General features: G+C 55.5%; 8 protein-coding genes. 3 read left to right on the forward strand and 5 right to left on the reverse strand.

Going from position 1 to position 12,889, the window contains the following annotated elements; translation table 11 throughout:
* Positions 1-7 precede the first annotated feature (7 nt).
* From EOS98_RS17325 to golT, 5 genes are all read right to left on the reverse strand, one after another.
* Complete coding sequence (locus EOS98_RS17325) at positions 8-1,966, reverse strand: site-specific DNA-methyltransferase (RefSeq protein ID WP_001527437.1); 1,959 nt, start codon at positions 1,964-1,966, stop codon at positions 8-10.
* Between the two features lie 188 nt (positions 1,967-2,154).
* Positions 2,155-3,408, reverse strand: a complete 1,254-nt coding sequence (locus EOS98_RS17330) for an MFS transporter (RefSeq protein ID WP_000288503.1) — start codon at positions 3,406-3,408, stop codon at positions 2,155-2,157.
* Positions 3,409-3,699: 291 nt separating this feature from the next.
* On the reverse strand, positions 3,700-3,894 hold the full coding sequence (golB, locus tag EOS98_RS17335) for a gold resistance metallochaperone GolB (RefSeq protein ID WP_001159470.1): 195 nt from the start codon (positions 3,892-3,894) through the stop codon (positions 3,700-3,702).
* Positions 3,895-3,971: 77 nt separating this feature from the next.
* Positions 3,972-4,436, reverse strand: a complete 465-nt coding sequence (gene golS / locus EOS98_RS17340) for an Au(I) sensor transcriptional regulator GolS (RefSeq protein ID WP_001020583.1) — start codon at positions 4,434-4,436, stop codon at positions 3,972-3,974.
* 11 nt (positions 4,437-4,447) lie between these two features.
* Positions 4,448-6,736, reverse strand: a complete 2,289-nt coding sequence (gene golT, locus EOS98_RS17345) for a gold/copper-translocating P-type ATPase GolT (protein WP_126524240.1) — start codon at positions 6,734-6,736, stop codon at positions 4,448-4,450.
* A 276-nt stretch (positions 6,737-7,012) separates the two neighbouring features.
* Here golT and mdsA point away from each other — a divergent pair, with 276 nt between their 5' ends.
* Genes mdsA through mdsC form a run of 3 tightly spaced genes read left to right on the forward strand, consistent with a single transcriptional unit; the run spans position 7,013 to position 12,877 of the window.
* A complete protein-coding gene (mdsA, locus tag EOS98_RS17350; protein ID WP_126524241.1) occupies positions 7,013-8,239 on the forward strand; it encodes a multidrug efflux RND transporter periplasmic adaptor subunit MdsA in 1,227 nt (408 codons plus the stop codon).
* Positions 8,236-11,403: a multidrug efflux RND transporter permease subunit MdsB gene (mdsB, locus tag EOS98_RS17355; protein WP_126524242.1), complete on the forward strand. Its 3,168-nt coding sequence runs from the start codon at positions 8,236-8,238 to the stop codon at positions 11,401-11,403. The genes mdsA and mdsB overlap by 4 nt, the downstream gene beginning before the upstream one ends.
* Positions 11,404-11,419: 16 nt before the next feature.
* The gene (gene mdsC / locus EOS98_RS17360) at positions 11,420-12,877 is read left to right on the forward strand and encodes a multidrug efflux transporter outer membrane subunit MdsC (RefSeq protein WP_126524243.1); all 1,458 of its coding nucleotides are present in this window, start codon (positions 11,420-11,422) and stop codon (positions 12,875-12,877) included.
* The last annotated feature ends 12 nt before the right edge of the window (positions 12,878-12,889 follow it).

Genomic DNA, 12,889 nt, shown 5'->3' on the forward strand with positions numbered 1-12,889 from the left:
TCCCCTCTTAATAACGCTTCACCAGGTTCACTTTTTGATCAAGCTGTTTTAAGCCGATTTCCAGTTCACGAATGGATTCAAGGTCGAAAGAGTAGCCGTAAATGACAATGGTCTGAACCGGAAGCTGGTGCGTACCAATGTGGTTGAGAAGATCGCGGGTCTGCTCGGTTCCCCATCGTTCATCAATCAGATACAGGCGCGTATTATCAACATACCTGGCGCAATAGCCGGAAAAATCAACGGTCTGTACGTCAATATCCATTTTATAACCATCGGCGACCAGCCATGTCGTTAATAAGGTCTCTTCGCCGCTTGCGCCGCCCGGCACGCCCAATCCTCTGGCGGAAAAAGGATTGATCATGTCGGTAAATCCTGACTCGGTAAAAGCGGCCAGTTGACCGCTGGTATTGATAAAATGGCCGGTAGCAATATCGAAACTATCCAGATCGTCCAGCGTCTGCTGTGTCGGAGTGGCAAAACGATAATGTTTAAAACCGAGATCGCTATTGGTCGCGGGATTGTTGGCGCGGATCTTCGCCGCAACGCGTGTAATTCGCTCGCGGCTGATTTCATCAATAGTGTTATAACCTGCTTTTTTCGCGATAGTGTTATTGCTTAATGCCTGATCGATAGTACACAGAATAAACGTGCGCTGCCCCCCATCTTCTTCATTCAGCGCCATTACCGCATGGGCCGTAGTGCCGGAACCGGCAAAAAAGTCCAGAACGACGCCGTCTTTATCGATAGCGAGCTTGATGATTTTCTTCAATAATGCGGTCGGTTTCGGCGTATCAAAAACGTTGTCGCCGAAGAGATCCAGAATCTCCTTTTTCCCCTCTTTATTCGACGCTACGTTATCCCAGTAATTGGTCGTTGGCTGCCCCTTACTGTGATGCGCGTACATGACTCGCTGGGGAATACCGCCGTTATCTTTGCCAAAATAGACCAGATTATCGGCCACCAGTTTTTGGTAACTGGCTTCAGGATAAGCCCATAGTCTTTCGTGTACCGTACCGTTCGGCGTGGTAATTTTATAGGTATAGCCGCCGCCGCTCAGCCCTTTTGACACCGTTAACGGCACCGGTCGCCATTTCCCTTCTGGAAACTGTTCGGTCGGTTCTTTATAGGATTTCTGAATATACTCTTTAGAAAGCGGTTCTAAACGTAAAGCGCCCTGACCGGTTTTGGCATAAACAAGAATGTATTCCCCCTGGATGGAAACGTTATCAGAGTCGTTAGAAATCTCTTTTTTGCGCTTCCACATCACATTGGTGACAAATCCGCCTTCGCCAAAAATCTCATCCATCATTAATTTAAGATTGGCGTACTCATTATCGTCGATAGAGATAAAAATAAATCCGGTATCTTTCAGGAGCTTCCTGGCAAGGAAAAGACGCGGATACATGAAAGATAACCACGCGGAGTGCGTCGATTTACCCTGAATGGATTTTAAACGTGCCAGTTCAGTATCATTAAGACCAAACATATCCTGCAACGCCCGATCGCTATATTCAAAATGATCGGGATAGACAAACCCGTCCGATCCGGTGTTATAAGGGGGATCGATATAGATCATATCGACGGTATCGGCGTAATTATTTTGCAGATGGCGTAACACATCCAGATTATCTCCGGTCAGAAAAAGATTATGGCTGTTTTTATTTTCTGCCAGAGTATTGTGTTCCACGTCAGGAACGATAACGGTAACGGATTTTTCACCCGCCTGTTTTTTTGCGTAATCTTTGCCAATAAAATCAATCTGATAACCGCTAGTCAGCTCATCAATATTACGCGCTTTCAGCGCGCGCTCAAATTTGGCGAGATCAAATCCGCCTTTCGCGATCAGTTCGCCCTGCTCGTTATAGCGATCGGCGGTAAAAAATTCCGGTAATGCACGTTGTAACTCAGACAGAAAGGCGCTATTCGGGGCAACAGACTCGTTGTGTTTTTGGTTATCTTTCAACATGATATCTTCGCTCCGTTGATAATTTTAAGGTCCAACAATCAATTTCTTATAAAGAAAAAAGTAAGCGATGATTGTAATGGTCACGAAAGGCAGATGCCATCATTAACCTTTGTTGTTCGTTGAAAGGGCGTGAAAACGACGGGAGGAAGGCGTGCTCCCGGCGACAGTATGCGCCAGGAGCGTAGTGTTTACGTGCGATGACTGATGGCCGACTCCGGGAGGGCGTCGCTATCTGTACCGGAGATGACGACTCCCCGGGTCTCGCGACCAAATGCCACAAATACACAGATTAAAATAGCCACCGCGCCAGCCACGATCGCCATTGCCAACCCGTAATTGCCACCATGCGTTTCCGCGATGCGGGCCTGTAACGTCGCATTAACCGACGCCAGTAAATTACCCAGTTGGTAAACAAACCCTGGCAGCACGGCGCGCGCATTCGCCGGAACCAGCTCGTTCAGCCAGGTCGGCACGACCCCCCAGGCGCCCTGCACCATAAACTGCATCAGGAACGCGCCCAGGCCAATCGTGAATGATCCGCTGGAAAATGCCCATAGCGGGAGTACCGGAAGCGCAAGAAAGGCGGCGATCATGATCGCTTTTTTACGCCCAATACGTTCCGATAGCGTACCGTAGAAAATACCGCCGAGCATCGCGGCAATGTTATAAAAAATCGCAATGATACTGATCAGATGCGGATCAAAACCATGCTGCATCTTCAGGAAGGTAGGATACAGATCCTGCGTGCCGTGACTGAAAAAGTTAAAGAACGCCATGACCAGCACCAGATACAGACACAACTTCCACTGTTTGCGCAGAACAGGAAGCAGCGCGGTATTCTCTTTACGCGCTCTGGCCGCCAGCCAGACGGGGGATTCCGGCACTTTAAACCAGATATAAGGCAGCAAGACAACAGGCAGGGCGCCAATCAGGAACATGCCGCGCCAGCCTACCATACTGTAGAAGAGGCCAAAAATAACCGAGGCGAACAGATAGCCGCAGGGATAGCCCGCCTGAAAAATGCCCGACATCAGGCCACGCGAACGATCGGGAATGGTTTCCATCGCCAGTGATGACGCAACGCCCCATATCCCGCCCATCGCCACGCCGTACATGACCCGAAAAATCAGAAATGCCATGAAGGTGGGCGACCAGGCGGAAAGCAGTTCAAACACCGTAAAGAACAGAATATTGAGCATCAGTATCGGTCGACGTCCGTACTTTTCCGCCATTCGACCAAATAGCAGCGCGCCAATGGGACGTACCGCCAGGGTCAGCATAATCGCAATGGAAACGTCCGATACGGAAGCGTGAAACCATTCGGCGAGATCGCTAAGTACAAAGACAAGGATAAAGAAATCAAACGCATCCAGCATCCAACTGGTAAAGCTGGCAAACGCCACATGTCGTTGTGTCGTCGTCCAGTTCAGGGGGGTGTACATAGGTAGTGTCCTGCATCAAAAAATAACATCAAGCTTTGAAGCGGCGAAACGCTGGAGCGCTCCCGTCGTCAAAGCGACGTAACAAGGTAGCGTTGCGCTACTTATTTGTTATCTTTTTGTATATAGCAGGTAAAATGTTAGCAAAAATAGACAAATCATTACATATTATTAACAAAGCTTACTGGCACATGATTTGTCACATTTTTTATGGGGATTATCTCACGCAAAGAAAAGCGAAGCGTGGCTAGCGTATCGCGACCGGCCTGTCGCCAGACCGATCGCCATTGACGATTACCTCTCGCGCGGCGGGAAACCGGCCTTTTGCAGGGCGGCGGCAATCTGCTCCGCGGATAGCGACGTTTCAACGTCAACCAGACGCGTCGCCGGGTCGGTTCTCACCGTCGCATTAGCATCAAGAGTCAGAATCGTCTTTTTTACCGTACTGGCGCAGCCGCCGCAGGTCATGTCATCAATATGGAACTGCATAGTGAACTCCTTTTGTTTGGGAACTGTTGCCAGTCTGGGCCTTGCCAGTGTTGGAAGGTCAAGCGTAATCTCAGGACTTACAGACGCTTTGCCAGTCCGTGGCGACGAGGACGGCGCAATACCGCTCCGGTACGCGCCTCCGGCTCGCTATCGTCAGGTTGTCCAAGCGTATGCAGAATGGGGCAATCTGGCAGCGCGTCGCCGGCGCAGCAGTGAATCAGCGCTTTGAGGGTTTGCGCCATGTGCTGCATGTTCTGGATACGTCTGTCCAGTTCATCAATGTGCGTCTGCGCCAGGCGTTTGACGTCAGCGCTTTGCCGCGACTGGTTATTCCAAAGATTCAGTAAGTCGCTGATTTCAGCAACTGAAAAGCCGAGGTCGCGCGCGCGGCGTATAAAATGCAATTGATTAACATCAGCCTGGGTATAGGCCCGATAGCCGGAATCCGTCCGACTTGCCGCGGGAATCAGACCAATCTGTTCATAGTAGCGAATCATTTTGGCCGAAACTTTCGATGCTTTAGCTGCTTTACCGATGTTCATGACGCTCCTCCTCAGGTCGTGGATGTGTCGGATGGGGTTGCCATCGGCGCCCGGAAACGGCGCAGCCGCAAAGCGTTGCCCAGCACGAACACGCTCGACATCGCCATCGCCCCTGCGGCGAATACCGGGGACAATAATATGCCCCAGACCGGAAATAGCGCGCCTGCCGCGACAGGAATCAGCGCCGTATTGTAAGCAAAGGCCCAGAACAGATTCTGGTGGATATTGCGGATGGTCGCTTTAGACAGCGCGATAGCATTCGGCACGCCTTGCAGGTTGCCGGACATTAGTACGACGTCGGCGGATTCCACCGCCACATCGGTGCCGGTGCCAATCGCCAGCCCCACGTCGGACTCCGCCAGCGCTGGCGCATCGTTGATGCCATCGCCGACAAACGCCACCTGCCCATACGCCGCTTTCAGGCGCCGTATCGCCTCGACTTTCCCTTCTGGCAATACCTCGGCGACCACGTCATCAATCCCTAACTGTCTGGCGATAACCTGTGCCGTGCGGGCATTATCGCCAGTGATCATGGCGACCTTAATGCCGAGCTGATGTAAAGCGTTAATTGCGGCGGGTGTGCTGGGTTTGATCGGATCGGCCACGGCGATAATCGCTGCCAGTTGACCGTCAATAGCCGCATAGAGCGGCGATTTCCCTTCCTGTCCTAACCGTTCGGCGGTGGTGGCGAAGCCGCTAATATCCACGCCAATTTCGCGCATATAGCGATCGGCCCCCACGTCAACACGCGTACCGTCAACGGTAGCGTATACGCCCATCCCGGTCACCGATTCGAAGCCGCTCATGCCTGGTAGCGCGATCCCTTCCTCTTCTGCCGACACGACAATCGCACGGGCAATCGGATGCTCTGAACGCGATTCTACCGCCGCGACTTTCGCCAGCACCTCACGGCGCTCAAAGCCGCTGGCCACGTCGAGATCGGTCAGTACCGGGCGGCCTTCGGTAAGCGTCCCGGTTTTGTCTACGGCCACCACCTTAGCGTCTTTGAGTAGCTGTAACGCCTCCCCCTTACGGAACAGCACGCCCATTTCCGCCCCACGACCGGTTCCCACCATAATGGAGGTCGGCGTCGCCAGGCCCATCGCGCAAGGACAGGCGATAATCAGAACCGCAACGCCATTGATCAGAGCGAAAGTCAGCGCAGGCGACGGCCCAAACGCCAGCCATACCACAAAGGTCAGCGCAGCAATAAGCATCACCATCGGGACAAACCACAGCGTCACTTTATCCACGACGGCCTGAATCGGCAGTTTTGAACCCTGCGCCTGTTCCACCAGACGAATGATTTGCGCCAGCATGGTCTGTCCGCCGACGGCGGTCGCCCGCAGCGTGAGCGCGCCTTTTTGGTTTACGGTACCGCCCACCACCGCGCTTCCTGCGGATTTCTCAACCGGTATCGGTTCGCCGGTAATCATCGACTCGTCAACGAAGCTGCGGCCTTCGGTCACTTCGCCGTCAACCGGGATCCGCTCGCCTGGCCGAACCTCCACACAGTCGCCCAGCACAACCTCGTCGACAGGGATATCCACGATGCGGCCCTCGCGTAACACATGCGCGACCCGCGCCTGTAGCCCCACCAGACGTTTAATCGCTTCGGAAGTCCGCCCCTTCGCCCTTGCCTCCAGAAAGCGCCCCAGCAGAATAAGCGCGACAATCACTGCGGCGGCCTCGTAATAGACGTTTACCGTCCCTTCAGGCAACAGGTCGGGCGTAAAGGTCGCCACCAGCGAGTAGCCGAATGCCGCTGCGGTTCCCACGGCGACCAGCGAGTTCATGTCCGGCGCCAGACGCGCCAGCGCCGGGAACCCTTTAAGGTAAAAACGGCGACCGGGGATCGTCAGCACCAACAGGGTCAGTGCAAATTGCCAGTACCAGCTTTGTTGCAGGCCAATCGTTTTTATCACCCACTCGTGCATACCAGGAATAAGGTGCGAGCCCATTTCAAGCACAAAAACGGGGAGCGCCAGCACGCTGGCGAGAATCAGATCGCGCTTCAGCCTGACGCGCTCGGCCTCTTTTTTCTCTTCAGAGTCGTCTTCGCCCTGCCCCGCCGTCTCTATCGGTCGCGCCTCATACCCCGTTTTTTCAATCGCCGCGATCACCTCCTCCGCCGACGCCGTCCCGCGAACGGTGGCGCGCTCCGTCGCCAGATTCACCGTAGCGTCCGTTACGCCAGGCACAGCCTTAATACCTTTTTCAACGCGAGCGACGCACGACGCGCAGGTCATACCTTCAATAAGCAAGCTTATCGTGTCGTGACGATTTTCTGACTGACTCATGACGAGTTCCCCATCCTGACTATTCGGTATCAGAAAGCCTAAAGCTTGCCATTGTGGGAAGGTCAAGCGTATTCAGGCTACACGGTTCGGCGAGAATGTGAGATGGCTCATAAAAGAGGATGATGCGAGACATTTACGCCACGATGCCGACCCACGCCCCGAAAAAACCCGTCAGGAACGCTTGACCTTTCCTTCGTTGTAACGCCTAGCCTTTGCCAAAAATTCTGCGGCAGCGTTGCGGAATGGCCGACACGCTGCGGTAAAGAGGGAAACGACATGCGTAGAACATTCAAAATTATGTTGATAGCCGGCGTCATCGCCGCCATCGGGGGCGTGATTTACATGGCCGGCGAAGCACTATGGGATAAAGACAACGCCGTCGGCCCCCCGGCCAGCGCGCCGCCTCCACCGGCGGTACCGGTTGCTAAAGCCCTTAGCCGTACACTCGCGCCTACGGCGGAATTCACCGGTTTTCTGGCCGCGCCGGAGACCGTGGAACTGCGTTCGCGCGTGGGAGGAACCCTTGACGCCGTCAGCGTTCCGGAAGGACGTCTGGTAAGCCGCGGACAATTGCTGTTCCAGATCGATCCGCGCCCGTTCGAGGTCGCCCTCGACACCGCCGTCGCGCAATTACGTCAGGCTGAAGTACTGGCCCGCCAGGCGCAGGCGGATTTCGATCGCATTCAACGACTGGTCGCCAGCGGCGCCGTATCACGTAAAAACGCTGACGATGTCACCGCCACGCGTAATGCGCGACAGGCGCAGATGCAATCGGCCAAAGCCGCCGTCGCCGCAGCGCGCCTTGAACTCTCCTGGACCCGTATTACCGCGCCCATTGCCGGACGCGTTGACCGCATACTGGTGACCCGGGGCAATCTGGTCAGCGGCGGCGTAGCGGGTAACGCCACGCTTCTGACGACTATCGTGTCTCACAATCCCATGTATGTGTATTTCGATATTGACGAAGCCACCTGGCTGAAGGCGTTACGACATACCCGCTCCGACAAAAATCCACCGGTAGTCAACATGGGGTTAACCACCGATAACGGGCTGCCTTATCAGGGCGTACTCGACTTTATGGGCAATCAGATGAACCGCAGCACCGGCACTATCCGGGCGCGTGCCGTGATTCCTGACCCCGACGGAATGCTTTCTCCCGGCCTGTTTGCCCGAATCAGTTTGCCCATCGGCGAGCCGCGGGAAACCGTGCTAATTGACGATCTGGCGGTGAGCGCCGATCAGGGCAAAAACTATGTGCTGATCGTCGGCAAGGAGAATCAGGTGGAGTATCGTCCGGTTGAGCTGGGACAAATGGTCGATGGACTCCGCGTCGTTACACAGGGAGTACTGCCGGGAGAAAAAATCATCCTCAAGGGGCTGGTGCGTCCTGGCATGACCGTTGCGCCGCGTCTGGTGCCGATGCGGCAGAATGTGACCGACAAACAGACCGCGACATTGACTAAAGCGGACGGCGACAGTGCGCCGAAGGCGGTGCGCCAATGAAATTCACCCACTTTTTCATTGCACGACCCATCTTCGCCATCGTCCTGTCGCTGTTAATGCTGCTGGCTGGCGCTATCGCCTTTTTAAAACTGCCGCTGAGTGAATATCCGGCCGTTACGCCGCCCACGGTACAGGTTAGCGCCAGCTACCCCGGCGCTAACCCGCAAGTGATTGCCGATACGGTAGCCGCGCCGCTGGAACAGGTGATCAACGGCGTTGACGGCATGTTGTATATGAATACCCAGATGGCCATTGATGGTCGCATGGTTATCTCTATCGCCTTCGAACAGGGAACCGATCCTGATATGGCGCAAATTCAGGTGCAAAATCGGGTATCCCGCGCGCTGCCTCGCCTGCCCGAAGAAGTCCAGCGAATTGGCGTTGTAACGGAGAAAACGTCCCCCGATATGTTGATGGTGGTCCATCTTGTCTCGCCGCAAAAACGCTATGACTCGCTTTACCTGTCTAACTTCGCCATCCGGCAGGTTCGCGACGAACTGGCCCGTTTACCCGGCGTCGGTGATGTTCTCGTCTGGGGCGCGGGCGAGTACGCCATGCGCGTCTGGCTGGACCCGGCGAAAATCGCCAACCGCGGTCTTACCGCCAGTGATATCGTTACGGCGTTGCGGGAACAAAACGTACAGGTCGCCGCCGGTTCCGTCGGGCAACAGCCGGAGGCCTCCGCCGCTTTTCAGATGACGGTGAACACGCTGGGCCGCCTGACCAGCGAAGAACAGTTCGGCGAGATTGTGGTAAAAATCGGCGCTGACGGCGAGGTGACGCGTCTGCGTGATGTCGCCCGCGTCACGCTGGGCGCAGATGCCTATACGCTGCGCAGTTTACTGAATGGCAAAGCGGCGCCAGCGTTACAGATTATTCAAAGTCCGGGCGCCAATGCGATTGACGTTTCTAACGCGATTCGCGGCAAAATGGATGAGTTGCAGCAAAACTTCCCGCAGGATATCGAATACCGGATTGCCTATGATCCTACGGTCTTCGTGCGCGCATCGCTACAATCGGTGGCGATTACGTTGCTGGAAGCCCTCGTGCTGGTCGTCCTTGTCGTGGTGCTGTTCCTGCAAACCTGGCGGGCGTCCATTATTCCTCTGGTGGCGGTTCCCGTTTCGCTGGTCGGCACCTTTGCCTTGATGCACCTGTTTGGCTTTTCGCTAAATACGCTTTCGCTGTTTGGTTTGGTCTTGTCGATAGGTATCGTTGTCGATGACGCCATCGTTGTGGTCGAAAACGTGGAACGGCATATCTCGCAGGGCAAAAGTCCCGGAGAGGCGGCAAAGAAGGCGATGGATGAAGTCACTGGTCCCATTCTTTCTATTACCTCGGTGCTGACGGCAGTCTTTATCCCTTCCGCATTCCTGGCGGGCCTGCAGGGTGAGTTTTATCGTCAGTTCGCGTTGACCATCGCTATTTCGACCATCCTTTCGGCCATTAACTCACTGACGCTCTCCCCTGCGCTGGCCGCCATTTTGCTAAGACCGCACCACGATACTGCGAAGGCTGACTGGCTAACGCGGTTGATGGGCACGGTCACTGGCGGTTTTTTCCATCGCTTTAACCGTTTCTTCGACAGCGCGTCGAACCGCTATGTTAGCGCCGTCCGTCGGGCCGTGCGCGGCAGCGTCATTGTGATGGTGCTCTATGCTGGCTTTGTGGGGCTGACCTGGCTTGGCTTCCATCAGGTGCCGAACGGGTTTGTGCCTGCGCAGGATAAATACTATCTCGTCGGCATCGCCCAGCTCCCAAGCGGCGCATCGTTGGATCGCACAGAGGCGGTCGTGAAACAGATGTCCGCTATCGCGCTGGCGGAACCCGGCGTTGAAAGCGTCGTCGTCTTCCCCGGTCTGTCGGTTAACGGCCCGGTAAATGTGCCAAATTCGGCGCTGATGTTCGCCATGCTGAAACCCTTTGACGAGCGTGAAGATCCTTCGCTTTCCGCTAACGCTATCGCCGGAAAGCTAATGCACAAATTTAGCCACATTCCCGACGGATTTATTGGCATCTTCCCGCCGCCGCCGGTTCCAGGGCTTGGCGCGACGGGCGGCTTTAAATTGCAGATTGAAGATCGTGCGGAACTGGGATTTGAAGCGATGACAAAGGTGCAAAGCGAGATTATGTCTAAGGCGATGCAGACGCCCGAACTGGCCAATATGCTGGCCAGTTTCCAGACGAACGCCCCGCAATTACAGGTGGATATCGACCGGGTGAAGGCGAAATCAATGGGGGTATCGCTCACCGACATCTTTGAAACGTTGCAAATTAACCTCGGCTCGCTTTACGTCAACGATTTCAACCGATTTGGCCGTACCTGGCGGGTGATGGCGCAGGCCGATGCGCCATTCCGTATGCAGCAAGAGGATATCGGCCTGCTTAAAGTCCGCAATGCGAAGGGCGAGATGATCCCGCTTAGCGCTTTCGTCACGATTATGCGCCAGTCGGGGCCGGACAGAATCATCCATTACAACGGCTTCCCCTCGGTAGATATTAGCGGTGGACCGGCTCCGGGTTTCTCCTCCGGACAGGCGACGGACGCGATTGAAAAGATCGTGCGTGAAACGTTACCGGAAGGGATGGTCTTCGAATGGACCGATCTGGTTTATCAGGAAAAACAGGCCGACAACTCCGCGCTTGCTATCTTTGCGCTGGCGGTGCTGTTGGCCTTCCTGATCCTGGCGGCGCAGTACAACAGTTGGTCGCTGCCCTTTGCCGTCCTGCTTATTGCGCCTATGTCATTACTCTCAGCCATTGTCGGCGTGTGGGTATCTGGCGGAGATAACAATATCTTTACGCAGATTGGTTTCGTGGTACTGGTCGGCCTGGCGGCCAAGAACGCCATTTTGATTGTCGAGTTTGCCCGCGCCAAAGAACACGACGGCGCAGACCCGCTGACCGCCGTGCTGGAAGCGTCCCGCCTGCGTCTGCGTCCTATCCTGATGACCTCATTCGCCTTTATCGCAGGCGTAGTACCGCTGGTACTCGCGACGGGTGCCGGCGCGGAAATGCGACATGCGATGGGCATCGCCGTGTTTGCCGGCATGTTGGGCGTCACGCTCTTCGGCCTGTTATTGACGCCTGTATTTTACGTGGTGGTTCGCAGGATGGCATTAAAGCGTGAGAACCGCGTTGATTCGCATGATCAGCAAGCATAATGATGGGAATGGCATAATGAAGATCATTTTTACAGGCTATCGGCAGACCGCCACGCTGGCGACGCTTGCTTTCGTCACCACGCTTGCTGGCTGTACGATGGCGCCGAAACACGAACGCCCCGCATCGCCGACTGCGATGGTCTATCCCTACGCAACGTCAACTGTTTCTGGCGCGCCGGATGCCGCTGACATTGGCTGGCGTGATTTCTTCCACGATCCGCTTCTACAGGAACTGATTGCGATCGCGTTACGCAATAATCGGGATTTACGCAAGGCAGGGCTCAATGTTGAAGCCGCCCGGGCGTTATACCGTATTCAGCGCGCGGAGATGCTGCCGACGCTCGGCATCGCCACCGCTATGGACGCCGGTCGCACTCCCGCCGATCTCAGCGTCACGGACGAGCCTGAGATTAACCGACGCTACGAGATGGCTGGGGCGACGACGGCCTGGGAACTGGATCTCTGGGGGCGAGTGCGAAGCCTTAGCGACCAGGCATTAGCCGCCTATATGGCGCTTGATGAGACGTACATTGCGGCGCGAATGAGCCTGGTTTCCGAAGTCGCCAGCGCCTGGCTGACGCTACGGGCTGACCGGGAGCTGCTGCGCTTAACCGAAGATACGCTGGCCGCGCAAAAAAGTTCATACACATTGACAACCCAGCTTGCCCGGACAGGCAACGCCACACAGCTCGATCTGCGTATGGCGGAGATCGCGCTGCGTTCTGCCGAAATCAATCGCGCGGCGTATACGCGACAGTTGGCGCGGGATCGTAACGCGCTGGAATTGCTGTTGGGCCAGCCGCTCACGCCTGAACTGTCGCGTCGACTAAACGAAGCGGTCACGCTTACGGAAGACGCGATCCCGACCACTCTGCCAGGCGGATTACCGTCAGATCTGCTGGTACGCCGCCCGGATATTCGCGCCGCCGAGTACAGGCTGCGTGGCGCAAACGCCCGGATAGGCGCAGCGCGCGCCGCCTTCTTCCCGACCATCAGCCTGACAGGCACGGCGGGAACGGCCAGCGCGTCTCTTAGCGGACTCTTTGAACCGGGATCGGGAAGCTGGCGTTTTCTACCGCAAATCACCTTGCCTCTCTTTCACGGCGGCGCATTACGCGCTGACCTGGATAGGGCGCATGTCCAAAAACAGATTGAAATCGCCAGCTATGAAAACGTTATTCAGCAAGCCTTTCGCGACGTGGCGGATGGTCTGGCGGGACAGCGTACGCTGAATGACCAGGTGCAATCAGAACAACGCGCAGTTGAAGCCAGCCAAATCGCCTATGAACTGGCCGGACTCCGTTTTCAGGAAGGCGTCGATGACTACCTTACGCTGCTTGATACCCATCGTATGCTTTATGGCGCGCAACAGCGTCTGGTGCGCACACGGCTCATGCAACAGCTGAATATCATTAATCTGTATAAAGCATTAGGCGGCGGTTGGCGGGAATACAGCGAGAAAAAGCAAGGTTAGCCCAAATAGCGC

The sequence above is a fragment of the Salmonella sp. SSDFZ69 genome, assembly GCF_004010755.1.
Classification (GTDB): domain Bacteria; phylum Pseudomonadota; class Gammaproteobacteria; order Enterobacterales; family Enterobacteriaceae; genus Salmonella; species Salmonella enterica.

Coding starts and splice junctions, on each gene's coding strand:
- EOS98_RS17325 (WP_001527437.1), bottom strand. CDS start 1,966: ATGTTGAAAGATAACCAAAAACACAACGAGTCTGTTGCCCCGAATAGC.
- EOS98_RS17330 (WP_000288503.1), bottom strand. CDS start 3,408: ATGTACACCCCCCTGAACTGGACGACGACACAACGACATGTGGCGTTT.
- golB (WP_001159470.1), bottom strand. CDS start 3,894: ATGCAGTTCCATATTGATGACATGACCTGCGGCGGCTGCGCCAGTACG.
- golS (WP_001020583.1), bottom strand. CDS start 4,436: ATGAACATCGGTAAAGCAGCTAAAGCATCGAAAGTTTCGGCCAAAATG.
- golT (WP_126524240.1), bottom strand. CDS start 6,736: ATGAGTCAGTCAGAAAATCGTCACGACACGATAAGCTTGCTTATTGAA.
- mdsA (WP_126524241.1), top strand. CDS start 7,013: ATGCGTAGAACATTCAAAATTATGTTGATAGCCGGCGTCATCGCCGCC.
- mdsB (WP_126524242.1), top strand. CDS start 8,236: ATGAAATTCACCCACTTTTTCATTGCACGACCCATCTTCGCCATCGTC.
- mdsC (WP_126524243.1), top strand. CDS start 11,420: ATGAAGATCATTTTTACAGGCTATCGGCAGACCGCCACGCTGGCGACG.